Source organism: Paenibacillus hamazuiensis (assembly GCF_023276405.1).
GTDB classification, from domain to species: domain Bacteria; phylum Bacillota; class Bacilli; order Paenibacillales; family NBRC-103111; genus Paenibacillus_AF; species Paenibacillus_AF hamazuiensis.
The window spans coordinates 1-25,189 of record NZ_JALRMO010000002.1 but is presented as its reverse complement, the minus strand read 5'-3'; the positions used below and the strand labels follow the sequence as shown (position 1 = coordinate 25,189).

Genomic DNA, 25,189 nt, shown 5'->3' with positions numbered 1-25,189 from the left:
CCCGGGTTCGACAGTCGGTAGATGCACAATCCGTCTCAAACCCAAGCGGGACAAGGGATGCGGCAGTTGTGGATAACTACGTGTGGTGCCTACATCTTTTGGGGGTCAAGAGAGCGAAATATCCCATATTTGCTGGGGTTCTGCGATTTGCAAGGCCGAAACAATTGCCCGATGTTCGTCCGTTAATTCCGTCCGTTGCCGCAGCTTTCCACCATCCAAACGGTACTCAACCAGATGCAGCGTCTGCATGAGCGAACGAATCTCGCGCCACGTTTGACCGGTTTGGTTTTCTGCAATCCGGATGAGCATCAAGGCCAGCCAGCAAAGCAGGACATGTGCGCGAATCCGTTCTTCTTTCCGGTGGTAGACCGGCCGCAGTTCCAGCGATTGCTTGAGTGTCCGAAACGCTGCTTCCACCTGAAGCAATTGCTTGTACCCGAGTGCCACGTCTTCCGTGGACAAGGTGTCGTCAGAGGTGCGCAGCAAGTATTTGCCGTCCAGATGCTCCATCGCTTTGACGGCGGCCAGATCGATACGCAGATTGCCGCGCTTGTCGGTCTTGAGATACCGTTTGTACGTCGGATGGCTGTGTAGACGGCAGTGTGCCCCGGTATGCGCTTCGCCGTCCAGTTCCTTCAACCGGGCAAGCTCCGTGCGCAGCTGCTCCAGATGCGCTTCGCGCCGGGCGGCATCCCGCTTTGCTTCTTCCGGATTGCGAACGAGCACGTATCGCTTGCGCGCTTCGCCATCCCCCACGACGATCTCCTTGACCTCCAGGTTGTCTCGGATCGTTTTGAAACGTCCCGGATGCGCGAGTGCCGCTTCGACGGTCGGCTTGCCCGACGTCATCTTCTCCCCGGCAATGTAGTGGCCGCCGCTCTGTTGCAGTACGCGCAGATTGTCTTCGGAGGAGAAACCGCGGTCGACGACGGTAATCACACGCCCGAGTTTCCACCCGATCAGATCCTTTTTCACCTGCGGCACAACGTTCATATCCGACGTATTGCCCGGCCACACCCAACAACGAATCGGGATGCCCTCACGCGTGACAGCAAAACCGATGACCACCTGCGGAAGGTCGGGGCGATGGTCTTTCGAATAACCGGTTTTGCGAAAATCGTCTTCGTCGTCCTCTTCCGTCTCAAAATACGTGGAGGTCGTGTCGAAGAACAGCAGATCGACTTCCAGATTCAGCAAATCCGCTACCGTATGGAACACTTCACGCTGGATGCTTTCTTCCGACGTGAGCAGAAAATCCATTGCCCGGTAGCCATGCTGCACGTCAAACGCCGGAAGGTCCGGGATGACCACTTCACGATCCACCCAATCTTCAATCGCCAGCTTGCTGCTTGGTGCCAGCGCCCGATTGGCCACCATGGCAAAGATGGCGCGTTCAACCGGCATGCGGTATTCCCGGTCGGCAAGTCGTCGTGTAATCGCTTCGCCGATACCAAGCTTCTTCCAAAGTTGATCGAGCAGCCATACGCCGCCCAGCGAACGACTGCTAAGGAGCGTAACCGAAGCGGGTTGCGCTGAAGATGGAGAGGGCGCTTGCGGCTCGCCAATAAAACGGTGGATGCTGGCGGCAAGACGTTTCAAGCCCTCCATGTCCAGTTCGTCAGCGCGGCCGAAATGGTACAGGACTTTCGCTTGTGGAGTTCCGGTCACAGGATTTCGCTCATTATGGGCGAGCTGTACGTAACGGGTGATCGAACCGTTTTTATTTTTACGAGAGATTGTTCGTATATACATATCTACAGGATATAATATATACTACAAGAAATGCAACAAAAATATCTAATTATCCACAAAAATTTAGTGCCTACAGTTTTTTGGATTTTTTCGCGTCGTAGTGCCTGTGGAAAAGTCCGAAAAGCCGCGTCAAATCTGGATTTCAGTTGTCCACAGCACCCAAAAGGGTGCCTACTTTTCGAGGGTTACTGTCGAACCCGGGGTGATGGATGCTTTGGAAGGAGGCTGAGAGCCGGGAAAACCGTCTCTCGGCCGGGTGTTCCTGCGCATCTGGGGAGTGAGAGCGTGAAAAAAGCGCTCTCGGGTTGCCTTTATGAGTGGTGAAGGGCGATTGGGTAGGCGGAGAGCCGGAAAAACCGTCTCTCAGCCGCACGTTCCCGCGCTGACGGGGTCCGAGAGCGGGAAAAAAGCGCTCTCGGGGTTGCTTTATGAGCGGGGAAGGTCGATCGGGGAGGCCGAGAGCCGGAAAAACCGTCTCTCGGCCGGGTGTTCCTGCGCTGACGGGGTCTGAGAGCGTGAAAAAGCGCTCTCGGGTTGCTTTATGAGCGGTGAAGGGCGATTGGGGAGGCTGAGAGCCGGAAAAACCGTCTCTCAGCCGCACGTTCCCGCGCTGACGGGGTCTGAGAGCGTGAAAAAGCGCTCTCGGGTTGCTTTATGAGCGGTGAAGGGCGCTCGGGGAGGCTGAGAGCCGGAAAAATCGTCTCTCAGCCGGGTGTTTCCGCGCTGATGGGGTCTGAGAGCGGGAAAAAAGCGCTCTCGGGTTGCTTTAAGAGCGGTAGGCTGAGAGCCGGAAAAACCGTCTCTCAGCCGCACGTTCCCGCGCTGACGGGGGCCGAGAGCTGGAAAAAGCGCTCTCGGGATGCTTTATGGCGCGGGGCGAAGGGAAGCTCTACTTTGACGTGCCTGCATAGGGAATGCTCCTTAATTATCTTTATCGATAAATGGTGCTTTTTTTAAAACACGAACATTGAAATCGAATAATCGCTTAATGTACGTATTATGTGCGGAAATATTTCATAATGTCAGTAATAATAACATGAAATATTGAATAATAAGGAAATTTCGGTTATATTGGATTTATAAAATAAATCATGTCATTAAATATGACGTATAAATGGTGGTATACGGTTAATCGACGGGGTGGAAAGGATATATATGACATATGATGTGATGGAAACTTGAGAAGCGGGGAGTGGGATCATGAAGAGAAGGCTTGTTTTGGTCGGGAACGGGATGGCCGGAGTGAACTGCATTGAGCATATTATCAAACTTGCACCCGGGAAGTTCGACATTACAATATTTGGAAGCGAGCCGCATCCGAACTATAACCGCATATTGCTGTCTTCCGTGCTCGCGGGAGACTCCACGATGAAAGACATTGTGATCAACGATTGGGATTGGTACCGCGAAAATCACATTACTTTCCACGCGGGCCAGACCGTGACGAAAATCGATACGATCCATAAAACGGTAACTTCGGACCAGGGCGTCACTGTGCCATACGACGACCTCATTCTCGCTACGGGATCGCTTCCGTTTATGCTCCCGCTGCCGGGGGCGGACAAGGAAGGGGTTATCGCGTTCCGCGACATCAAGGACTGCGAAACGATGATCGAAGCCGCGAAAAAATACAAGAAGGCGGTCGTCATCGGCGGAGGCTTACTTGGGCTCGAGGCGGCGCGCGGGCTGCTCAACCTGAATATGGATGTTTCCGTCGTTCACATCTTCAGGCATTTGATGGAGCGGCAGCTCGACGAAACCGCCTCGCGTATGCTGCAGATCGAGCTCGAACGGCAGGGCATGAAGTTTTTGCTGGAAAAGCAGTCCGAGCAAATTCTCGGCAAGAAGCGGGTAACCGGACTGAAGTTCAAGGACGGCAGCATGGCGGAGGCCGATCTCATCGTTATGGCTGTCGGCATTCGCCCGAATGTGGCGCTCGCCAAAGAAAACGGCATCGAAGTGAACCGCGGCATTGTGGTCGACGACTTTTTGCAGACAAACGTGCCTCACGTGTATGCGGTCGGCGAATGCGCGGAGCATCGGGGCGTTGCCTACGGACTTGTCGCTCCGCTCTATGATCAGGGCGATGTGCTGGCGAAAAAGCTGTGCGGCATAGACTGCGCGCCGTACGAAGGTTCGGTCACGTCGACCAAGCTGAAGGTTTCCGGTGTCGATGTGTTCTCGGGCGGCCAGTTTATGGATGCACCGGATACGAAGTCGATTCGCGTGCAGGACGACATCGACGGCATTTACAAGAAGATTGTGATCAAGGACGGCAAGGTTATCGGAGCGGTCATGTTCGGTGATACGAGCGACAGCTCCCGCATCTTCAAACTCATTCGCAGCGGAGAAGATATCGGCGGCCGGGAGAAAGAGGTCATTTTGGGCGAAGGGGCGGGCAAAAGCTCAGGCGGATCTTCCGTCGCCTCCATGTCCGCGGACGAAATCATATGCGGCTGCAACGGTGTCACGAAAGGGGCGATCGTTCAGGCGATTCAGGAGAAAGGCCTCACCTCCGTCGACGAGATTCGCGCCTGTACGAACGCATCTCGCTCCTGCGGCGGCTGCAAGCCTTTGGTCAAGGAACTGCTGGCATGTACGCTCGGGGAAGACGCCGTGACGGCAAGCAAAGAAGGCATTTGCGGCTGCACGGCGATGAGCCGGGACGAAGTGGTGGAGGCGATCCGTTCCATGCACCTGACAACCGGCAAGGAAGTGATGAACGTGCTTGGCTGGAGCAACCCGGAAGGCTGCTCGAAATGCCGCCCGGCGCTCAACTATTACCTCGGCATGGTATGGCCGGAAGAGCACGAAGACGAGCGCGAGTCGCGATTCGTCAACGAGCGCAACCATGCCAACATCCAGCATGACGGAACGTATTCGGTGGTGCCGCGCATTTACGGCGGCGTCACTTCCCCGCAGGAGCTGCGGAAAATCGCCGACGTCGCGGACAAATACAATGTGCCCATGGTGAAAATTACCGGGGGACAGCGCATCGACCTGCTCGGCGTGAAGAAGGAAGATTTGCCGAAAATGTGGGCCGATCTCGACATGCCGTCCGGCTATGCTTACGCGAAAGCGCTGCGTACGGTCAAAACGTGCGTAGGCAGCACGTTTTGCCGTTTCGGCACGCAGGACTCCATTAAAATGGGAATCGAGCTGGAGAAAAAATACGAACGGCTGAACACGCCGGCGAAAGTGAAAATGGCGGTTTCCGGCTGCCCGAGGAATTGTGCGGAATCGGTGATCAAGGATTTCGGCGTCGTAGCGATCGACGGCGGCTGGGAGCTTTATGTCGGAGGCAACGGCGGCGTCAAGGTGCGGGCTGCGGATCTGCTTTTCAAGGTAAAAACCGAGGAAGAGGTTATCGAATATTGCGGCGCTTTCCTGCAGCATTACCGGGAAACGGCGAAATGGAACGAGCGTACCTCCGAATGGGTCGAACGCGTCGGGTTGGAATCGATTCGCCAGGCTTTGGATACCCCGGAAAAGCGGGCAGCGCTGGTGGAGCGGATCGAAAAAACGCTCGGTCTGACGAAGGATCCCTGGAAAGAAATCATCGAAACGCGGGAGCTGCGGACGCTGTTCGATGATTTGCCGGCCCCGGAAGCGGCCGCGGCACGCGAAAGCTAAGACGAGGAGGATGGCGATCATGGAACGTTTACTGGTGGCCCACATTTCGGAAATCCCGCCGCTTCGGTCCCGCACGGTTCGGGTAGGCGGTATCGAGGTGGCGATATTCAAGCTTTCCAGCGGCGAATTGTATGCGGTTGAAAACAGATGCCCACACAAGGCAGGCAAGCTTTCGGAAGGCATCGTCTGCGATCATCACGTCTTTTGTCCGCTGCACGATTGGAAAATCAACGTCAAGGACGGGCTCGTACAAGCTCCCGACGAAGGCTGCGTGCGGACGTTTGCCGTCGAAACCGATGCGGTTAGCGGCAACGTTTATCTGAAAATCGCTTCGGGCAGCTTATCGGCTTGACCCTGCATTTGCGGCATATGCAACTGTTTATGAGACGGCTCCTCGGCTTCGCCGGCGAGGGCGTCTCTTTTTTTGGCTGGAAAGGTATAGGGAATTCTTTCGTTTGGTACGATAAGTTTATTCGCTAAAAAGCAAAGCTCTCAGCTTGGTTTATTGTGGCAAACTTTCTTGCGGAATGGTACAATAAAGCGAGTGGTTTTCCGTGTACTCTAATGTAAGCACACGTGAACATTTTCATAATGGCGTTTCAAAAATCCAACGTTTCGAACTAAGATTCAGGAGGGTTATGCAATGACTGTAACGAACAAATCGATTCAACAATTGTCGATCGACACGATTCGTACGCTGTCGATCGATGCGGTGCAGAAGGCGAACTCCGGTCACCCGGGCATGCCGATGGGCGCTGCGCCGATGGGATACGAGCTGTACGCGCGCGTGATGAAGCACAATCCGGAGAACCCGCAGTGGATTAACCGCGACCGTTTCGTATTGTCCGCCGGACACGGCTCCATGCTGCTGTACAGCTTGCTGCACCTGAGCGGTTACGACCTGCCGATGGAAGAGCTCAAGCAGTTCCGCCAATGGGGCAGCCTGACGCCGGGCCATCCGGAAGTATATCATACGCCGGGCGTTGACGCGACGACGGGTCCGCTCGGACAAGGCTTCGGCATGGCGGTGGGCATGGCTTTGGCTGAAGCTCATTTGGCTGCAGTATATAACAAAGAGAACTACCGCATCATCGATCACTACACATATGTCATTTGCGGCGACGGCGACCTGATGGAAGGTATCTCCAGCGAAGCGGCTTCGCTTGCTGGACATCAGAAGCTCGGCAAGCTGATCGTGCTGTACGATTCCAACGATATTTCGCTGGACGGCGAGCTCAGCCTTTCGTTTGCGGAGCAGGCGAAGAGCCGTTTTGAAGGATATGGCTGGCAATATTTGCGCGTGGAGGACGGAAACGATCTGGAAGCGCTGCATAAGGCGATTTTGGAAGCGCAGGCGGACTACCGTCCAACGTTGATCGAAGTCAAGACCATCATCGGTTACGGAAGCCCGAACAAGGCGGGCAAAGGCGGACATGCCGGCCCTCACGGATCTCCGCTCGGAGCGGACGAAGTCGTACTCACGAAAAAGGCTTACGGCTGGGATGAAAATCAGCATTTCCATGTGCCGGAGGAAGTGTACGCTCATTTTAATGAAGCGAAGCAGCGCGGCATCAAGGCGGAAGCGGAATGGAAGCAAATGTTCGCGGAGTATGCGAAGCAATATCCGGAGCTGGCGAAGCAGTTCGAGCAGGCTGTTGCCGGCGAACTGCCTGCCGGATGGGACAAGGACATCCCGGCGGACGCCGACGCTTCCAAAGGAACGCGTACCGCATCGGGTACGGTGTTGAATGCGATCGCGCAAAACGTTCCTTTCCTCGTAGGCGGTTCCGCGGACCTCGAGTCCTCGACGATGACTCACATGAAGGGTCTCGGCGTTATGCATGCGAAAGATTACAGCGGCCGCAACATTTATTTCGGCGTCCGCGAGTTCGGCATGGGCGCGGCGATCAACGGCATGCTGCTGCACGGCGGCCTCAAAGTGTTCGGCGGCACGTTCTTCGTCTTCTCCGACTACCTGCGTCCGGCGATTCGTCTCGCTTCGATCATGGGCGTTCCTGCGATTTATGTATTCACCCACGACAGCATCGGCGTCGGCGAGGACGGACCTACGCATGAGCCGATCGAGCAGCTGGCCGCGCTTCGCGTCATTCCGGGTGTGACGGTCATCCGTCCGGCGGACGGCAGCGAAACGGCAGCCGCATGGCGTTATGCGGTTGAGAACAAAAAAGGTCCGGTGGCATTGGTTTACTCCCGCCAGGCGGCAGCGAAGCTTGAAGGCTCCGAGAAAGCGGCCGAAGGCGTGCTCAAAGGCGCGTACGTGCTGTCCGATGCTCCGGGAGGTAAGCCGCAGGTGCAGCTGATCGCGACAGGTACGGAAGTGCAGCTCGCGGTACAAGCCCAAAAGCAGCTGGCTGAGCAAGGCATTGCCGCCCGCGTCATCAGCATGCCGAGCTGGGAGCTGTTCGACAAGCAGCCACAAAGCTATAAAGACTCCGTCATCCTGCCGGATGTCAAAGCCCGCCTTGCGATCGAAATGGCCCATCCGATGGGCTGGGACCGTTATGTCGGCGACCAAGGCGCTGTCCTCGGCATCGACAAATTCGGCGCTTCGGCTCCGGGTCCGGTTGTCATTAAAGAATACGGCTTCACCGTAGAAAATGTAGTTGCTCAAGCGAAGCAGCTGTTGAAATAAAGGAGAACATAGCCATGTCGCAATTTGATAATGTGTCCGTCGTGACGAAAGCCAACGTCTACTTCGACGGAAAAGTAACGAGCCGCACCGTACTGTTCGCGGACGGTACGAAAAAAACACTCGGCATTATGATGCCGGGGCAATACGAGTTCGGCACCGATGCGAAAGAGATCATGGAAATTCAGGCGGGCGAGCTGAAAGTGCTGCTTCCGGGCGAAACGGAATGGAAGCAAATCAGCGGAACCGGCGAGTTCACCGTGCCGGCCAACTCGAAGTTCAAGCTCGACGTTACCGCGGTAACCGATTATATCTGTTCCTATATTAATGAGTAAGGCGGTCCATCCGGCGTAACGGACGAAAAATCCCCCTCACCCAAGCGAGATGACTCGCAGGGAAGGGGGATTTTGTATATTCACGCACATCGTAAAGCGTGGCACCATTTCGGCGATAGCCGAAACGTGCCGGACAAACGCGGGCCAGAGGCACACAGTCTCTCCCAAGGCACTGCTCCAAAAGTAAAGCGTGTCGGGCATAGAATTTATTGCCTAACAGCAACAAATTCATGCCCGACATACGCGAACTAGAAGCGAGCTCTCCCTCCTAAAAGGCGGGTCCGGGGCGCCTGGGGTCCCCCCGCCGGGGGGATTTGATGGGAAAATAGACGATGGCGCCCATTTTCGTTCCTCTTTGTGACGCTCGGTCATCTTATTTAGGGGGGCGATCCACGCGAACTGGAAGCGAGCAGCCGCGCTAACCAGGCGGGTCCAGGGCGTCCGAGCGAAATTTTGTCGGGTAACGGGACTTTAGAGAAACTACGGTTCCCTAAAGGGGCCAGTTTCGGATATTTTTGAAAATTAGCGGAACCCAGGTGCGTTATTTGGCCGGATTACCGAACCACACACCATTTTCCACCGATTTAGCGCATCTCAGTTCCTCTATTTTTCAAAGTGACCCGTTTTTCCATGGAATAGCGAACGTGAGTTCCGCTAAGCTCAGAAGCTGCTTATTTCGGTCCATAGCCCCCATGTCGTTCGGCAAGTCAGGCTGAAGCGCCATCCCTTATGCTAACGACGTACCCGCCTCGACCTTCCGCTTGATATACTCCTCCAGCTTCAGCCTTACGTACAGCGGCAGCCCGGACAGCATGCAGCCGTAGCGGAAGTTGGTTCCGTCCGGAGTAATCCGGATGATGCGCCCGATGATCGGAGGAAGCTCCGCTTCCTGCGGGAAGTGGATGACGACGAACATGTCTTTCGTGAGCGGGAAGTCGGATACGATTTGCAGCCCGCTCTCGGACAAGTCGTACAACATGCCCTCGATCTGCTGGCCGGAGAAGGAGCCTTCCTGCTCCCATTCGTAGACGGACAACAGCAGCTTGACGTTCATTTGGACGCGCGTCCCTTTGCGGCGGTCGCGCCCGAACGGTTCCGGCTTAGCCGGCTCGGCGGCAGCCTGCGGCGGAGCGGCTTTTTTCGCGATCTGCGCATGCATCCAGTCTTCGTAGCACATCGCGATGGCGGACAAATCCTGCGCACCGAGTCCGCGGCTGAGCCCCATCTGGAAGATGCCGGTGGCGGCTTTCAGCAGCGGGGAGGGCAGCTGATGCCGGGCGGTCAAATCGCCTGCGAGCAGCAAATCCTTGAGCATCAGCTCCAGCGCGAATTGCGTGCTGAAATCGCGGTCGAGGATGCGTTCGCCCTTCAGCTCGGCCATCCGGCTGCTTGCGCCGCCGGAAAGGAGCACCTTCAGGAACGCTTCGGGGTCGATTCCGGCTTTCGCCGCCATCGACATGCCTTCGATCAGGCCGAGCGTGTTGATCGCGACGATCGTATTGTTCGCCAGCTTGGCGGTGGAGCCGGAGCCGGCAGGCCCCATATGGACGACAAGTTTGCCCATCGCTTCGAGTATCGCCTTGTGCTCGTCCAACACCTCCCGGCTTCCGCCGACCATAAACGAAAGCGCGCCGCTTTCCGCAGCCGGCTTGCTGCCTGCGACCGGGGCATCGAGAAAATCGCAAAAATGCGCCGCCAGCTCCTCATGAAGCTTGCGGCTCGTTTCCGGGGAAACGGTGCTGCAGTCGATGACGGTGGTGCCGGGACGCAGGCCGTGCATGATGCCGTTCTCGCCGTGAAACGTTTCGAGCAGAGCCTGGTCGTTGCTGAGCATCGTGAACACCACGTCCGCCTGACGTGCGACTTCGGCCGGCGAATCGGCCACGTCGGCGCCGCGGCGGGCGAGCTCGTCCGCTTTTTCCCTCGTCCGGTTATATACAATGACGTTGTAGCCCTTGTCCAGCAGGTTTGCCGCCATGGGACTGCCCATGGTTCCAAGCCCGATAAATCCGATCATTTTCATAGTCAACGATCACCTCTAGCACATATTGTAGCATTTCGCAGACAGGCTGTGAATGACCGAGTTCGGCGAAAATCGGGCATGTGGACGCTTCGGAAGAGCGGACTTGATTGACGAAAGGAAGTACAGTATTCTATCGATAGTATGTAAAAAGAGGAGGATTTTGGATGAGTGGAAAACTTCGTTTCGATTACAGCAAAGCGTTGACATTTATCGGCCAGCATGAGGTCGATTATTTGAAGGATGCCGTCAAGCTGGCGCATGACCAATTACATAACGGAACCGGTGCAGGCAGCGATTATTTGGGCTGGATCGACCTGCCGGTGAATTACGACAAGGAAGAATTCGCCCGCATCCAGAAAGCGGCTAAGCAAATTCAATCCGATTCGGACGCGCTCGTCGTCATCGGGATCGGCGGTTCGTACCTCGGAGCGCGTGCGGCGCTCGAAATGCTGTCCCACTCTTTTTACAACATTTTGCCGAAAGACAAACGCAAGACGCCGGAAATTTACTTCGTCGGCAACAACATCAGCTCCACTTACGTGACGCATCTGCTGCAGCTGCTTGAAGGCAAAGACATTTCCGTGAACGTCATCTCCAAATCGGGAACGACGACGGAGCCGGCGATCGCGTTCCGCATTTTCCGCGAGCTGCTGGAGAAGAAGTACGGCAAAGAAGGCGCGCGCAAGCGCATTTACGCCACGACCGACCGCGCCCGCGGGGCGCTGAAGACGCTGGCCAATGCGGAAGGCTACGAATCGTTCGTCATCCCGGACGATGTCGGAGGCCGTTATTCGGTGCTCACCGCCGTAGGGCTCCTGCCGATCGCTGCCGCAGGCATCGACATTGAGGCGATGATGAAAGGCGCCGCCGACGCGCGCGAAGCGTATGCGAATCCGAATCTTGCCGAGAACGAAAGCTACCAATACGCCGCCGTCCGCAACGCGCTGTACCGCAAAGGCAAGACGACGGAAATTCTCGTGAACTACGAGCCGTCTTTGCACTTCGTATCCGAGTGGTGGAAGCAGCTGTTCGGCGAAAGCGAAGGCAAGGACTATAAAGGGATATACCCGGCTTCGGTCGATTTTTCGACGGATCTGCACTCGATGGGGCAGTTCATTCAGGAGGGGAGCCGCACCTTGTTCGAGACGGTCATCCAGGTTGAAAATGTGTCGGAGTCGATCGTCATCGGCGAAGATGCGGAAAATCTGGACGGCCTGAACTTCCTCAGCGGCAAAACGATGGACTTCGTCAACAAGAAGGCGTTCGAAGGCACGATGCTTGCGCATACCGACGGCGGCGTGCCGAATCTGATCGTGACGATACCGAATATGACCCCGTATACGTTCGGTTACATGGTGTACTTTTTTGAAAAAGCTTGCGGCATCAGCGGTTACCTGCTCGGCGTCAATCCGTTCGATCAGCCGGGGGTCGAGGCGTACAAGAAAAACATGTTCGCGCTGCTCGGCAAACCGGGCTTCGAGAAGGAAAAGGCGGAGCTGGAAGCAAGGCTGAACCGATAATCGAAAGGCCAAGTGGCCCTTCCCATGAAACATGGGGAGGGCTTTGTCTTTTTTAGAACGCGGCCGCTCGTCCTGGGGGGACTTTGGGAGAAGTTTTCTTGCGGCTGCGGTAGGAATTTTAACACGGGATGGCGAAATACTAAGCGGATGGAGATCAAACGGGAGGATCATCATGCTTACCCAATATAAAACGTTAAAACAGCTGGGCGTGGACGAAATCGTGATCAAGAAATCGAGATTTATCGGCCACGCCAAACCCGTCGATTCCGAGGAAGAAGCCATCCGGTTCATTGAAAGCGTTAAAAAGGAGCATTGGTCCGCCACGCATAACTGCTCCGCTTATGTCGTCGGGGAACGGGACGAATGCCAGAAGCAGTCGGATGACGGGGAGCCGAGCGGGACCGCGGGCAAGCCGATTTTGGAGGTCATCAAACATCAGGGCTTGAAAAACGTCGTTGTTGTCGTTACCCGCTACTTCGGGGGCATCATGCTAGGAGCCGGCGGGCTGATCCGCGCTTATACGGACGGCGCCGTGACCGGCATTGCCGCCGCGAAGCCGGTGTACCGCGTGCTTCATGCGGAGGTGCGGGTAACGATCGATTATACGTGGCATGGCAAGGTGGAAAACGAGCTGCGTAACCGGGGTACTCTGCTCGGGGAAACGCTGTTTACGGATAAAGTAACGATTGTCTGTTTGCCGGAGGCACCGGAAGCCGAATGGTTCGTGGCCTGGATGACCGATCTCACGCAAGGTCAGGCTGTGATCGCGCGCGGCGAGGACCGGTACGTTGAGCATGATATTGCAGATCGCGGCGAGTAAGAGTGCAGCACAGCGGAGAAAGCGAGTGGAGAGCATGGCCAGAAAGGCAGTCGCACAGGAATTGAGCCGGGAGCGCATATTGGAGGAAGCCCGCGAGCTGTTTATTGCGCACGGCTATCGCGGGTTAACGATGAGAAGCATTGCCCAGGCGATGGGTTACAGTCACGGCGCGCTGTATTACCATTTCAAGGAGAAAGCCGAGCTGTTTCATGCTTTGGTGATGAAGGATTTCAAAATGCTGGTGAAGCGTTCGCAAGAGCTGATCGGCCGGACGCGGCTCGGGGATGTGGCACAGCTGGAGAAGCTGATGCTCGAATTTATCAAATTCGGTCTGGAAAACCCGAAGCAGTACGAAATTATGTTCATGATCAATGATCCGGAGCTGCGCCGGTATTCGCGGATCGAGCAGGCCCAGTGTCTGGAGCTGTTCGCCACGGTGGTGCGAGCGGTAATCGCCAAGCTGCCGGGCGCGGAATCGAAAATGTACACCGCACCGTGGAGTTTGTTCATGTCGCTGCATGGTTTCATCTCCTACAGCATACATTTTAATCAGAACTACGACGAAGTGAAAAAGCTGGCCGAGGCCCACGTCAAATATTTGTGCGCAGGCCTGCTGAACTCGTAGCATGCCGGCTGCCGGGCCCTGTTACCCCTTTATGAAGCGAACGAGACATTGGCGCCGGCGTGGGCCGTCGAACTCGCAAAAGTAAATGCCCTGCCAGCGGCCCAATACGAGCCGACCGCCGGCGACGAGCAGCGTCTGCGAAGAGCCGACGGTGATCGCTTTCAGGTGCGCGGCGGAATTGCCCTCGGCGTGCTCATACTTAGGATGCTCCCAGGGATACACTTCGTTTAAGCGCATGAGAATATCTTTTTTCACATCGGGGTCGGCATTTTCATTGACGGCAATTCCGGCGGTCGTATGGGGACAATAGACGATGGCAAGTCCGTCCTCCAGAGGCTCCTGCCTCAGCAGGTCGCTCACTTTCGGGGTAATGTCAATGATTTCATCGCGTTGTTTCGTTTCAATGTGCAGCGTGTGGATCATCGGACGGCCTCCTTTTTCTTTTAAGTATATGAAACCTGGCTTGAAAAACCAATCTTTGCGAAAAGAGGGACTACAATGGACTTATCTCAAAAAACGGCGGAAAACGCCGAATTTATGATCGAAGCGATCAAGAAGAAGCTGAGAATGGCTTCCGGCGCCGCTTTCAAGGCTTCGCACTTCAATACGGACTTGTATGAGGATTTGAAGGATATTTACGAAATGGTCGCGAGCAAAAACAATTTCAGCATCAGCGAAATCGAAGCGATTACGACCGAGCTGGGCCGGCTCCGCAAAGTATAAGCGCGAAGCGGATGCTCTTCGAAATAAAGGTGCATTTTCACTCCGTGGCATAAGCACATTCTTGTTTGTCACAGGGACAGCCAAACAGGCAGCGCTCGTTCGATCTCCGTACTATGGTAGGGTAACTCCAATACCTGATTTTCGTACGGAGGTGGAATATATCATGCAATCGGTCAAGAAAGCGGACGTGCGGAAGCTTGTCGGCAAGCGCATTTACGCTCTGAAAAAAGACGGCACGATGGTCAGCGGCAAGCTGGTGCGCATACAGGGCAATGCACTGTACCTGGCTCCGGTCAAGGGCGGCAAGACGGTCAGGACGTCGGCATTCATTCCTTTGGTGCTGTTTGATCTGCTGGCCATCGGTACTTTGCCTTTCGCCTACGGCGGCGGCTTTGGTTTTGGCGGCTATCCTTACGGCGGCGGCTTTGGCTTCGGCTATCCCGGCGGTTTCATTTGGTAAAATGGCAGAAGGCAGCCTCTTCCCGCATGCGGGGGGAGGTTTTTTGTGTGTGGGAATGTTTTTGTGAGGATGTTCTTACGTTGCGTGAAATCTTTAACAAAACAGGAAGAGCCGCTGTGCCGATATTTAAAGTATTAACCGATGTATAATCGGCTTGGAGGATGCTCATTGACGAAAACATTCGATGCGGAAAAGATAAACCGGCTGGAAAAGGAATATAAGCTGGCCAGAGCAATGGTGGAGGCGCTCACCCATAACCCGACGGTCGCTTTCATTGTTTGCCGTCTGGACGATACGGTCCTTTTCGTAAATGATACATTCGAGGACTTGTTCGGTTGGGGGCGGGAAGAGGTTCTGAATCGCAAGCTGCCTGTCGTTCCCGAACGTATGGCCGAAGACTTCGGGGCAGCGCTTCGCACGAAAAACTGGCAGATCGGCGCTTATGAAACGTGGAAGAAACGTAAGGACGGCAGCGAGTTTATCGTCAGCGAGTCGATTGTCCCCCTGCGTTTTGACGGAGAGACGTTGGAATCGTACGCCTGCATCATTCGGGATATTACAAAACGAAAGCAGGACGAACGGCTGCTTTAGGAAAGCGAGCAAAGGTTCAAGTCGCTGTTCGAGCATAATCCGGATGCGGTATTTTCGCTCGATATGGAGGGACGGTTTACCAGCGCCAATCCGGCAGTCGAACGGATCACCGGCTATACGTTTCGAGAGCTGCACCTGCGCTTGGTGCGGGAGGTAATTACGGTGGAGCGGATCGACGAGCTCCGTTATTATTTCGAAGAAACGAAGAGGGGAAGCACATACAATCTCGAATCCGCTCTTATTCATAAAAACGGCAGCCGCGTGGAAATCAGCGTGTCGATGCTGCCGATCAAGGTGGATAACGAGGTCATCGGCGTATACTGCATCGCCAAAGATATTACCCACCGCAAGCATGCGGAAGCGCTGATCAACTACATGGCTTATCACGACTCTTTAACCGAGCTGCCCAACCGCCGAAAATTTCAGGAGCACGCCGATGCGGCGCTGAAGCAAGCGGAGGCATCCGGACAGAAGCTCGCGCTGCTGCTGATCGATCTCGACGGCTTCAAATTCATCAACGACCGGTATGGGCACGGCGCAGGCGATTTTGTGCTGAATACCGTCGGAATCCGGCTCAGGCAAAGCATCGGCATTGGCGATATGGCGGCCCGGATGGGCGGTGACGAGTTCACGGTTCTGCTTCAGCCGCTTGAGGACGACTGCGCGGCCGCGCGATTTGCCGGACAGCTGCTGGACAAGCTGAACGAACCGTTCATTTATCACGGGGCTTCGCTTAAAGTAAGTCCGAGCATCGGCGTCGCTCTTTTTCCGAATCACGGAACTACGCTCGAGATGCTGCTGAAGCGTGCCGATCAGGCTATGTATGCCGTAAAGCAAGCCGGTAAAAACAGCGTGCGGATGTATGCGCAGCTGCCGCATTAAACGAGCCGCAAAGCTCCGGGCGACCGCAGCTTTGCGGTTTTTTAAGATTGAATGAGCTGTTTTCGATTTGTCGTAAGAGGAGGCTGCTCCAGCCATTTTCGTTCCACCACAAGATCAAAAGTATCCTTGGCGTACGACATCACCTCGCCGATGATCTTCGTGTAATGAGCGGCGAGATCGGCCCGCATTGACAGCGCCAGGGCGTGCGAGATCAAGAGAATGTCCACAGAGTTCAATATATGGATCAGCGATATGATCATTTTTTCCGAAAAGGGCGAAACGGTCGAATCCGTTACTTCCATACTGACGGTTACGGTTCCGAGCAAATCCTCCTCCATGAGCAGATTGTTAAATAATTCGATCTGCCGCTCGCTGATTTTTTTGCCTCTCATGACGAAATCCTTTAATTTTTTATCCTGCAGCACTTGGGCAAATCCAAGCATGATAATGACGGAGAAGTAATTTCGCTCGATATTGAAAAAGATTTCAGATAATTCAATAGCGTTCAGAGGCCTTTTTCCGCTAAACAATCCGTCCATAAATGATAATTTCTGCACGTACTCGATTTTTTGGGGGTAATTCATTTTCGGCGGACGGTCATAGACGCCTTTCTCCAGCATCATGCGTACCGCTTTTCCGAACATTTCGGTTGATGAATGTATACACTCGTTAAAAAAATCCAGAACATCAAGCCGAACATTATTGGAGGCGACAAAAGAGAAATTAATCATTCCAAGGCGATTCATCATATAGATGAAACTTAAGGTGAACGTGTCGTGAAAAAGCGGCGGTGCGGCCAGGTTTACATCGCCCTCCGAAAAGCCTGCGGGTATGGGGAAATTTTCGGCGAGGAACATTTTTTTGATTTTACTTATCCGATCCTGCGAAACGGACAAAACCTCTTTGGCCAAAGGAATAATTTCCGCATCCTGAAGATGATGGATCAAGTAGGTCAGGAAGCATACCGCCATACTCTCCTGCATATAAACGCCCCAAAGTCCCCCGATCTCCGTGCAGCTGAATTCGATGTTGGCCTGCTTTTCCTGAGGCTTATAAGATGACATGCTCATCCTCCATTAAACGATTTCGTTCCCCAATAGTATCCTGCCGGATTCGTAATTTATTCGGTCCGGCAGCGCGCATCTTTGGTTATAACGGTTTCCTTTGAGCCCGATCTTTGATAAAATGAAGGAAATAACCCTGTATGTGACTGGCGATGAAAGTGGAATGAACCACGAGGAAGCATACAGCTGAAACGTCCGTTCGCCTGGGGAAAGTATCTGCGGTGGGACTCGTTATGCTGACGAGCCGGCGCAGGTGCTTTTTTTTGTTTATCGCTCTAAAAAATTGTTAGGGAGGTACTCGACATGGCATTGGTCATGAAGGCGAAAGAAGCGGCGGATCAGGTGTATGAAACGGTCAGATCGCAAGTGGAGGAATGGAAATCGGCAGGCGTGCAGCCTAAAATGGCAACCATTTTGGTCGAAGGCGACCCAGCCTCGGCATATTACGCACAGGCCAAACAAAGAATTGCCGCGAAGCTCGGGGTGGCTTTTGAGCTCCATTCGTTTCCGGCGGAAATCACGGAAGAAGAGATCGTTCGGCTGATCACCCGATTGAATGAGGATCGCTCCGTTCACGGCATCATGCTGGAGCTTCCCCTGCCTGACCACATATCGACCGGCAGCATCATAAAGGCCATCTCGCCCGTCAAGGACGTAGACGGAGTCACCCCCGCCAATAAGCTGGCTGTCGTCACAGGGGATCCGGGGCTTTACCCCGCCACTCCGCAAGCTTGCATAAAGCTTCTTAAGTTTTACGGCTATACGCTTGAGGGCAGGAACGTCACTTTGGTGGGAAGAGGACAGACCGTCGGGCTGCCGCTGTTTCATATGCTGCAAAGGGAAAATGCTACCGTTACCGTGTGTCATTCCCGCACACCGGACATCGCTTCGCATCTTCAGCATGCCGAAATAGCCTTTGTTGCTGCCGGCCGTCCGCATCTTGTCCGGCGGGATATGGTACATTCAAATCTCGTCATCATCGATGCGGGAATAAATGAGACGGATGATGGGAAAATCACAGGCGACGCAGCAGCCGATGTCGGCGATTATGCTGCCGCCGTATCCCCGGTTCCGGGCGGTGTCGGAACATTAACCTCCGCTATCCTTTATGAGAACCTCATGAAGGCAATCGACATACAGATGCCGGAGAAGAAGGCGCATGCGGTAACTTGGGACGATTCGCTTCGCTATTTTTTGGAGCAGGCGGGGAGTTCCCATCCGACACCGGGTGGGGGAAGCGTAGCGGCTCTTGTCGCCGCGCTCGGGGCCTCGATGACGTCCATGGTCGGCAGCTTGTCCCAGGGGGAAAAATTCGCGCATATTCATTCCCGCATCGCCGAGGTTATGGAGAGTATTCGCAGCTTAACCGCAGAATGCGAACATCTGCTTCAAGCGGACATCGCTTCGTTCAATCAATATATGAATGCCTTGAAACTTCCCAAGGGTACGGAGGAAGAAAAGGACGTGCGCAGAAAAGCGATTCAGGAAGCCGCTCTCCTTGCCATGGACGTGCCTCTCCGACTCATCGAGGTGTGCAGGGACGGGATGATAAGCACGAGCCGCATTGCCGATTCGTGCAATAAAAATGTGATCTCCGATCTTGGCATCGGAGCCCTCTTGTTTGAAGCTGCAGCGCAGTCCGCATTGCTGACCGTAGAGATAAATATGGCTTCATTGAAGGATATGGAGCTGAAGCGCCGGTATTCGGACATTATGTCTTCGCTGATCCGCGAGATCGGGGAGCTGAAAGACGAAACATTGCAAATAACCCGGGGCAGGATCTTGGGGTAGAAAGTGGAAAGCTCACCGTTGGTGGGCTTTTTTTCATATTCCGATCAGGTATACAGCCTTGATCTAAACAAACACTAACTGTAACTGCATTGCCAGGAGGTGTCAGGAATGAAACCATTAGCTCCCCACGAAGCGTTGGAAATCCACGAAGCAATCAATTTCAAGACCTTATGTTTGGCCAAATCCAAGCTGATGCAGGGCATCGTATTCGATCAGGAGCTCAAGGATTTAATGCAGAAGGATGTCGACCAGTCCATCCAAGCTTTGGCCGATTTGCAGGCTCTTTATCAACGGGCGCCGTTCAGCGCGCCGGTGCCGGACCGCCGCCCTGCTCCCATCCTGAATTGAGGTGACCGCTTATATGAAAATGGATTATGTCGACCCGGCCAATTCTTTAAACATGCCGGAGATGGCGGACATGACTTTCGCTATGGATTTTCTCGTTCGGGTGAAAGACGGCGTCCGCAACACGGCGTTTGCCCTCACCGAAACCGCATCGCCTGAAGCGAGAGCGCTGCTGCGCGCGCAGCTTCATCAAGGCATCGCGCTTCATCAGGAGATCTCCGAGCTGATGATCCGCAAAAAATGGTTCCATCCGTACGAGCTGCAGGAGCAGTTTCAGCTCGATATGCTTAGTGCGGAGCAAACGGTGCAAATCGCGCAGCTCAAGCTGTTCCCGGATGACACGAGACGCAAAGGCATGTTCGACCGCACACCGGATGAGCATATGGGAGGGCATCAGGCATGAAGGCCGTTACGTACCAAGGGATAAAAAACGTGGAAGTCAAAGAGATGCCCGATCCGAAAATCGAAAAACCGGACGATATGATCATCCGGACGACCTCGACCGCCATTTGCGGCTCCGACCTGCATTTGTTTCACGGCATGATTCCGAACATGCATGAAGATTATATCGTCGGGCACGAACCGATGGGGATCGTCGAGGAAGTAGGCCCCGGCGTGACCAAGCTGAAGAAAGGGGATCGCGTGATCATTCCGTTCACCATCAGCTGCGGCCAATGCTGGTACTGCCAAAACCACCTGGAAAGCCAATGCGACAACTCGAACGAGCATGGCGAAATGGGCGGCTTTTTCGGTTATTCCGGGACGACCGGGGGTCACCCGGGCGGACAAGCCGAGTATTTGCGGGTGCCGTTCGCGAATTTTACCCATTTCAAAATTCCGGAAAGCTGCGAGCATCCCGACGAAAAGCTGTGCCTGATCTCGGACGCGATGACGACGGCATTCTGGAGTGTCGATAACGCCGGGGTGAAGGAAGGCGACACAGTCATTGTGATCGGCTGCGGACCGGTAGGGCTGCTTGTGCAAAAATTTTGCTGGTTCAAAGGTGCGAAGCGGGTCATAGCCGCGGATTTTCTCGATTACCGGCTGCAGCATGCGAAGCGCACAAACAACGTCGAAATCGTCAATGTAGAGCAGCACGAGAACGCAGGGATGTATTTGAAGGAGATCACCAAGGGTGGGGCCGATGTGGTCATCGATTGCTCCGGCATGAGCGGCAAGATGACGCCGCTGGAGGCGTTGGCCTCCGGGTTGAAGCTCCAGGGCGGAGCGATGGGCGGTATCGTGATTGCCACCCAGTGTGTACGCAAGGGCGGTACCATCCAGATTACCGGTGTGTACGGCGGAAGGTACAACGCGTTCCCGCTCGGCGACATTTTTCAACGCAACGTGACGGTTAAAACGGGACAAGCGCCGGTCATCCACTACATGCCCTACATGTACGAGCTGATCGATACCGGCAAGGTGGATCCGGGCGATGTGATAACCCACGTGATTCCTCTCAGCGAAGCGAAGCGGGGATATGAAATTTTCGACACGCGGCAGGACAACTGCATCAAGGTTGTACTCAAACCGTAGGTCATTGGATAGGAGGAACATGTATGGTATATGCGCTGCACGAAACGCTGGAAGTACATGAAATGGCCGCGTTCAAGACGGTCTGTTTGACAAAATCGAAGACGATGCAGGTGCTCGTTTCCGACCCTGCGTTGAAGCAAATTTTGCAGCGGGACGTGGACATCACGACTCGGCAGCTGCAGGAACTGAGCGCGATCATGTCCAAAGCGAAACAATAGGGGTGTAAATGCATGAACACGATTTTGGAGCACTTGACCGGAATGCACGTAATGACCGACCAGGTCATCGCCATGGATTTGCTGATCTCCGCCAAGTCAGGGGTTCGCAATTACGCCGCAGCGGTCACGGAAGTCGGCACGCCGGAGGTTAAGGCGGTGCTGATGAAGCATTTGGACGAGGTGATCGACATGCACGAGCAGATCACCATGTATTTGATGGAGAAGGGGTTTTACCATCCGTGGAACCCGCAGGAGCAGCTGCAGCTTGATCTGCAGAACATGCAAACGGCGCTAAGCCTGCCGTCTTGATACGGAAAAAGAGCCTCCGTGAGTGAATCGGGAGGCTCTTTTGGCGCTCAGCTTTCGTCTCGCAGACCGGCAACGGCAATCAGGGCGATGATCACCGCTGCGGTCGTTGCCAGAAACGCATCGGAATAAGCCGGCGCATCCAAGGCATAAAGCGGATTGAACGAATCCGCGGCATCTCTGCGTGCATGGAGAAAAGCTCCGATGATACCGGCCCCCGTACCTGCTCCGAGGTATATGGAGCCTTGGAATATGCCCATTCCCGCTCCAACCTGGTCTCGCGCAAGCGTACGGACAGCCGCGTTATTGGCCGGAGAATGAATGAAAGCGAAGGCGGCCCCGACTCCCAGGACACCTGCAGAAACGAGTACGGGCGAGGCTCCCGCGGCCCATGTCGACAGAAACAGAGTGGACATTCCCATCACAATGAGTCCGGCTATAATGAGAGGTTTTGTTCCTAACCGATCGGATAGGCGGCCAACCATTGGTGAAAGGATGGCTACAGCGGCGCCTCCCGGCAGCAGGGTCAAACCCGCCTCTGCGGGAGTGAGCCCGTTTACTTCCACGACCAGCAATGGTACAAATACCAATACGGCGAAATAAGCGAATACCGAGAAAAAGGCCACAACGACAGAGTTGACATAACCCATGTTAGCGAAAAGGGTCGGCGGTACAAACGGCTTATCCGTTGTACGAATTCGCCGGATGAACCCGATCAAGGCTAAGCCCGCCACGATTAGACTCCCTAGGGAAGAGAATGAGGCGAAACCGGCCGTCTCTCCTTGAGATACCCCGAACAGCAGAAATCCTGCGGTGGATCCAAGCAATACCCCGCCGATCAGGTCAAATTTTTGCTCTCCCGTCTCGGCCATCGGCGGTTTGATTGCCGGAAGAGAGAATGCTGAGCCAGCCGCAACGAGGAGAGACAGAATAAATGTGATCCAAAACAAAGAGGACCAGCCCCAAGTCTGCCCGACAACCCCTCCAAAGATCGGTCCAAATGCAGTTCCGATTCCGATGCATCCGGCAACAATCCCCAAAGCAGCGCCTCGTTTTCCTTCGGCAAAAACCTTGGAAATCGTCACAACGGACAGGACAGGTATCGCCGCCATTCCCGCTCCCTGGATCATTCGCCCCAATACCAACAACGGCAAGTTCGGGGCAAGCGCACACAGGAAGCTCCCCAGCGTCATGATGGAAGCAGCTGCCGTAAACAGTTTTCGCAGTTCAAAAAAATCCGACATCCGGCCATAAAGCGGAACCCCGATCGCCAGCACAAGGGCCACGCCGCTTACCACCCAGCTGACCTCAGCCTTTGAAGCATTCAGCGCCTCGCCGATCAGCGGTAAAACGGGATTGACCATATCGACCGTAATTGCCGCCAGAAGGGAAGAGAGGACCAAAACCATCATTAACAGTTTGGTTGAAGATTGTTTTTGTGCCATTGTTTTCATTATGGGAAGCCTCCTAAAATTTTTTATTCATTTTAGGAGGCTTTGTCATCTGATTTCTTTACCAATAAGTTCACCTCTTAACTGACGTCGTATATACAAAAAAAGACGCCGTCACCGGCGCCTTATCATGCAATGTGAATTAGCAAAGATTAACTAAGCGATTGCTAATTTGTACATGAGGCCCAAAGCTTCCGGTAACCATTTTCGTGAAACGTAATCTTGAAAAAGGGCATACGTATCCCGTCCTAACGAAATCGCCGGAAACCTTTACACCTTTTTCCATTATATCGGGCAGGAAAACGGTTCTCATCGCTTTAGCCTCCTTTCCGTACAAATGATCATTAAACATTATAGTCGGGGCTGAGAGAAAAAGCAAAATCAGTCTACCCATATTCGTTGAATATCAGGCTTATTCTCTACAATGGAAAGACGGTATACATCAGGATTGGACAATGCTTCCCACTCCTTATACCCGATCCGATCATCAAAATGCTTTAAAATAAGCGAGATCAGGTTTCCATGTGAAACGATGACGGCGTTTTTGCAGCTGCTGTTTCGAAGCTCCTCAACCACACGAATGGCACGGCTCATAGCCGTATTGCCGGATTCTCCGCCTTCAAAGCATAAGTCCAAATCATCGTATGTCCTGCGAAGCATGTCACGCCAATCAGGGTGGTTTTTATCTGACAAAACTCTCTCCATTAATCTTTCATCCAAGGCGATTTCAACACCGATTTTATCGGATAATGGTTTGATGGTATGGTACGCTCTTGCAAAAGGACTTGAGATGATCAAATCGATAGCTTTGTCCGAGAGAAATTCGGCCAGTTTTTCCGCTTGTTCAACACCGGCTGCGGTTAGCCGGGCATCGGGGGCTTGGCCTTCCGCTTTGCAGTGCCGGACGATGTAAATATGTTTCATCAGTTGTGTCCTCCTTGCGACTACATCAAAAAAATGAAACTGTACATGCATGTTTCAGGGAATGGGGGGCTTTTTGATAAAAATTTATATTCCGTCTTTATGATTATTTCAAAAACATCAACGAAACCCGAAACCGGTAAGCAGCTGATATTTTAATTTCGTTTATGATCACGAAGCAGGGTGCGCCGGTGTCCCTTATACGAACCGCTTCGCTGCAATTGCTTTTATTTAATCCACACCTTCCTCGGTGGCAAGCTTCGGGAAATACCGTCAACCCTAGATTCCCGGACAACTGCAAAAGTCTCTGTACATTGCCTATATCTTGCCCCACTTCGAATTACGCGGTCATAAAAGCTTCAACCCAATTCGCTTTCTGATGCGGAGGAAAAAACTTCCGACGCGATGAGCAAGCAAAGTGTAAATGCAGGCCACTCATATGAGAATTATTTCTCTAGTAACTTTATTTTTAAGTATGCATAAATATATTGAATTAGTCGAAATAATATTGATTTGATATTAAATTTAGCGAATTTTTTTTAATCCTTGTTAACGTCCAAGCTGCGGTTTGTCCAAATGCATCCACTGTAGAGGTTATGGCACCATAAACAATGTCATTCTCAATAAGATTCATTCCTTGAATCTGAGTTATATTTGTCTCTGACAGATCGATAACAACTGGATAACCATTAGCAGTATCAATTAACATGACTTCTTTAAAATTAAAGTCAACTTCTGCGACAATATATATACTTTCTCTTGATATCAGTTCAGTTCCCGGCTTAATCGTTATGTCTAAGTTAAATAACTGGGAAAGAGCATTTCGTTCTTTGAAAATCAAATCATCAAAATTCTTAATATATTTATTTTCTGAAATACTTAATTCATTTATAGCCGCTTTTACAATATCATTAAATTTATCTACTGTCATACTCTCTTTAAAACCTAAGGAAATTTTCAACATATCCTTGAAGTTATTCATTACACTTAAAGCTTCCTTTTTTAATATCCTGTTATCTTTCTTTTTAAAGTTCTGACTGTAATGGAGACAATCATTTCTAATATTACGAATGTCATTCATTAATGCGTAAGATTCTGTTGAGATTAATTTTGATTCATGCATTAATTTCAATCTATCCTGTTGTGTTTTCGATTCCCATTCACGTTTTCCAATTTTATTAGCTAAATATTTTGTGTAATCTTCCGCTGAAATACCAATCAACGCGATACAACTAGTATAGAAACCAAACTCATAAAGCGCTTCAGCCTCTTTTAATAATTTTATAAAATCGCTGTTGTCCTCAAAAAATAAAATTTCTTCTATCTCCCATTTTCGATCAATTATTTCATCAATATTATTATCCAACCATAGGTTACGGCATCTTTTTTTACTAATACTTTCGCATATTTTTGTTCTTTCGAACATGGCAAAAGTATGACGAATAAAAGTTCTGTCCCTAAGAGAAAAACAAATTACCGATCTTATTGGAAATAGATAAGAATTGTCTACGATCAGTTTTGAGTAAATTCTACTTCAATGCTG

General features: G+C 52.9%; 24 protein-coding genes, 2 pseudogenes and 1 riboswitch. Of the genes and pseudogenes, 19 read left to right on the top strand and 7 right to left on the bottom strand.

Annotated features, from left to right (window positions below; all coding sequences use genetic code 11):
- Positions 1 to 105: 105 nt before the first annotated feature.
- Complete coding sequence (locus tag MYS68_RS38425; protein WP_248924599.1) at positions 106 to 1,752, bottom strand: IS1634 family transposase; 1,647 nt, start codon at positions 1,750 to 1,752, stop codon at positions 106 to 108.
- A gap of 1,200 nt (positions 1,753 to 2,952) precedes the next feature.
- On the opposite strand from MYS68_RS38425, the gene nirB reads away from it, so the two are divergent.
- The 4 genes from nirB (at position 2,953) to ppnP (ending at position 8,370) form a co-directional block, all read left to right on the top strand.
- The gene (gene nirB, locus MYS68_RS38420) at positions 2,953 to 5,385 is read left to right on the top strand and encodes a nitrite reductase large subunit NirB (protein WP_275984199.1); all 2,433 of its coding nucleotides are present in this window, start codon (positions 2,953 to 2,955) and stop codon (positions 5,383 to 5,385) included.
- 19 nt (positions 5,386 to 5,404) lie between these two features.
- Positions 5,405 to 5,737 (top strand): nitrite reductase small subunit NirD, encoded by a 333-nt coding sequence (nirD, locus tag MYS68_RS38415; RefSeq protein ID WP_248931182.1) that lies wholly within the window; start codon positions 5,405 to 5,407, stop codon positions 5,735 to 5,737.
- A gap of 291 nt (positions 5,738 to 6,028) precedes the next feature.
- Positions 6,029 to 8,038 (top strand): transketolase, encoded by a 2,010-nt coding sequence (gene tkt / locus MYS68_RS38410; RefSeq protein WP_248931181.1) that lies wholly within the window; start codon positions 6,029 to 6,031, stop codon positions 8,036 to 8,038.
- A gap of 14 nt (positions 8,039 to 8,052) precedes the next feature.
- Positions 8,053 to 8,370 (top strand): pyrimidine/purine nucleoside phosphorylase, encoded by a 318-nt coding sequence (gene ppnP, locus MYS68_RS38405; RefSeq protein WP_248931180.1) that lies wholly within the window; start codon positions 8,053 to 8,055, stop codon positions 8,368 to 8,370.
- Positions 8,371 to 9,097: 727 nt separating this feature from the next.
- On the opposite strand, the gene MYS68_RS38395 is transcribed toward ppnP, so the two are convergent.
- Positions 9,098 to 10,393 carry an NAD(P)-binding domain-containing protein gene (locus tag MYS68_RS38395; protein WP_338043686.1) on the bottom strand — a complete coding sequence of 432 codons (1,296 nt, stop codon included), beginning with the start codon at positions 10,391 to 10,393 and terminating at the stop codon, positions 9,098 to 9,100.
- Positions 10,394 to 10,557: 164 nt separating this feature from the next.
- Between MYS68_RS38395 and MYS68_RS38390 the strand changes: the two genes are divergently transcribed.
- The 3 genes from MYS68_RS38390 to MYS68_RS38380 all read left to right on the top strand — a co-directional run bounded on the left by MYS68_RS38390 (position 10,558) and on the right by MYS68_RS38380 (position 13,358).
- The gene (locus MYS68_RS38390) at positions 10,558 to 11,913 is read left to right on the top strand and encodes a glucose-6-phosphate isomerase (protein ID WP_248931179.1); all 1,356 of its coding nucleotides are present in this window, start codon (positions 10,558 to 10,560) and stop codon (positions 11,911 to 11,913) included.
- 172 nt (positions 11,914 to 12,085) lie between these two features.
- Positions 12,086 to 12,733, top strand: coding sequence for a YigZ family protein (locus MYS68_RS38385; protein ID WP_248931178.1), 648 nt, complete (start codon positions 12,086 to 12,088; stop codon positions 12,731 to 12,733).
- A gap of 34 nt (positions 12,734 to 12,767) precedes the next feature.
- The gene (locus MYS68_RS38380) at positions 12,768 to 13,358 is read left to right on the top strand and encodes a TetR/AcrR family transcriptional regulator (RefSeq protein WP_248931177.1); all 591 of its coding nucleotides are present in this window, start codon (positions 12,768 to 12,770) and stop codon (positions 13,356 to 13,358) included.
- Between the two features lie 21 nt (positions 13,359 to 13,379).
- Here MYS68_RS38380 and MYS68_RS38375 read toward each other — a convergent pair whose 3' ends face one another.
- Complete coding sequence (locus MYS68_RS38375; protein ID WP_248931176.1) at positions 13,380 to 13,781, bottom strand: secondary thiamine-phosphate synthase enzyme YjbQ; 402 nt, start codon at positions 13,779 to 13,781, stop codon at positions 13,380 to 13,382.
- A gap of 75 nt (positions 13,782 to 13,856) precedes the next feature.
- Here MYS68_RS38375 and MYS68_RS38370 point away from each other — a divergent pair, with 75 nt between their 5' ends.
- From MYS68_RS38370 to MYS68_RS38790, 5 genes and pseudogenes are all read left to right on the top strand, one after another.
- The gene (locus tag MYS68_RS38370) at positions 13,857 to 14,081 is read left to right on the top strand and encodes a DUF1128 domain-containing protein (protein WP_248931175.1); all 225 of its coding nucleotides are present in this window, start codon (positions 13,857 to 13,859) and stop codon (positions 14,079 to 14,081) included.
- Between the two features lie 163 nt (positions 14,082 to 14,244).
- Positions 14,245 to 14,541, top strand: a complete 297-nt coding sequence (locus tag MYS68_RS38365) for a hypothetical protein (RefSeq protein WP_248931174.1) — start codon at positions 14,245 to 14,247, stop codon at positions 14,539 to 14,541.
- A 168-nt stretch (positions 14,542 to 14,709) separates the two neighbouring features.
- A complete protein-coding gene (locus MYS68_RS38360) occupies positions 14,710 to 15,132 on the top strand; it encodes a PAS domain S-box protein (RefSeq protein WP_248931173.1) in 423 nt (140 codons plus the stop codon).
- Between the two features lie 12 nt (positions 15,133 to 15,144).
- Positions 15,145 to 15,483, top strand: a pseudogene (locus MYS68_RS38795) (PAS domain S-box protein); the annotation flags it as partial.
- A gap of 24 nt (positions 15,484 to 15,507) precedes the next feature.
- Positions 15,508 to 16,014 (top strand): GGDEF domain-containing protein, encoded by a 507-nt coding sequence (locus MYS68_RS38790; RefSeq protein ID WP_275984200.1) that lies wholly within the window; start codon positions 15,508 to 15,510, stop codon positions 16,012 to 16,014.
- Positions 16,015 to 16,055: 41 nt separating this feature from the next.
- On the opposite strand, the gene MYS68_RS38350 is transcribed toward MYS68_RS38790, so the two are convergent.
- On the bottom strand, positions 16,056 to 17,078 hold the full coding sequence (locus tag MYS68_RS38350) for a DUF3231 family protein (RefSeq protein ID WP_248931171.1): 1,023 nt from the start codon (positions 17,076 to 17,078) through the stop codon (positions 16,056 to 16,058).
- A 132-nt stretch (positions 17,079 to 17,210) separates the two neighbouring features.
- A riboswitch (ZMP/ZTP riboswitch) is annotated at positions 17,211 to 17,294 on the top strand.
- A gap of 87 nt (positions 17,295 to 17,381) precedes the next feature.
- Between MYS68_RS38350 and MYS68_RS38345 the strand changes: the two are divergent.
- The 7 genes and pseudogenes from MYS68_RS38345 to MYS68_RS38315 form a co-directional block, all read left to right on the top strand.
- A pseudogene (locus MYS68_RS38345) lies at positions 17,382 to 18,218 on the top strand (bifunctional 5,10-methylenetetrahydrofolate dehydrogenase/5,10-methenyltetrahydrofolate cyclohydrolase); the annotation flags it as partial.
- Positions 18,219 to 18,869 (top strand): cyclodeaminase/cyclohydrolase family protein, encoded by a 651-nt coding sequence (locus MYS68_RS38340; RefSeq protein WP_248931183.1) that lies wholly within the window; start codon positions 18,219 to 18,221, stop codon positions 18,867 to 18,869.
- 108 nt (positions 18,870 to 18,977) lie between these two features.
- The gene (locus MYS68_RS38335) at positions 18,978 to 19,217 is read left to right on the top strand and encodes a spore gernimation protein GerQ (protein WP_248931170.1); all 240 of its coding nucleotides are present in this window, start codon (positions 18,978 to 18,980) and stop codon (positions 19,215 to 19,217) included.
- Positions 19,218 to 19,230: 13 nt separating this feature from the next.
- The gene (locus tag MYS68_RS38330; RefSeq protein ID WP_248931169.1) at positions 19,231 to 19,617 is read left to right on the top strand and encodes a spore coat protein; all 387 of its coding nucleotides are present in this window, start codon (positions 19,231 to 19,233) and stop codon (positions 19,615 to 19,617) included.
- The gene (locus tag MYS68_RS38325) at positions 19,614 to 20,750 is read left to right on the top strand and encodes a zinc-dependent alcohol dehydrogenase (RefSeq protein ID WP_248931168.1); all 1,137 of its coding nucleotides are present in this window, start codon (positions 19,614 to 19,616) and stop codon (positions 20,748 to 20,750) included. Before MYS68_RS38330 ends, MYS68_RS38325 begins: the two co-directional genes overlap by 4 nt.
- Before the next feature lie 23 nt (positions 20,751 to 20,773).
- Complete coding sequence (locus tag MYS68_RS38320; RefSeq protein WP_248931167.1) at positions 20,774 to 20,968, top strand: hypothetical protein; 195 nt, start codon at positions 20,774 to 20,776, stop codon at positions 20,966 to 20,968.
- 12 nt (positions 20,969 to 20,980) lie between these two features.
- Positions 20,981 to 21,277, top strand: coding sequence for a spore coat protein (locus MYS68_RS38315; protein ID WP_248931166.1), 297 nt, complete (start codon positions 20,981 to 20,983; stop codon positions 21,275 to 21,277).
- A gap of 47 nt (positions 21,278 to 21,324) precedes the next feature.
- Here the strand turns inward: MYS68_RS38315 and MYS68_RS38310 are convergent, their stop codons facing one another.
- From MYS68_RS38310 to MYS68_RS38300, 3 genes are all read right to left on the bottom strand, one after another.
- Positions 21,325 to 22,728, bottom strand: coding sequence for an MFS transporter (locus tag MYS68_RS38310; RefSeq protein WP_248931165.1), 1,404 nt, complete (start codon positions 22,726 to 22,728; stop codon positions 21,325 to 21,327).
- 378 nt (positions 22,729 to 23,106) lie between these two features.
- Positions 23,107 to 23,649 carry a histidine phosphatase family protein gene (locus MYS68_RS38305; protein ID WP_248931164.1) on the bottom strand — a complete coding sequence of 181 codons (543 nt, stop codon included), beginning with the start codon at positions 23,647 to 23,649 and terminating at the stop codon, positions 23,107 to 23,109.
- Positions 23,650 to 24,139: 490 nt separating this feature from the next.
- On the bottom strand, positions 24,140 to 25,012 hold the full coding sequence (locus tag MYS68_RS38300; protein WP_248931163.1) for a hypothetical protein: 873 nt from the start codon (positions 25,010 to 25,012) through the stop codon (positions 24,140 to 24,142).
- Positions 25,013 to 25,189: the final 177 nt, after the last annotated feature.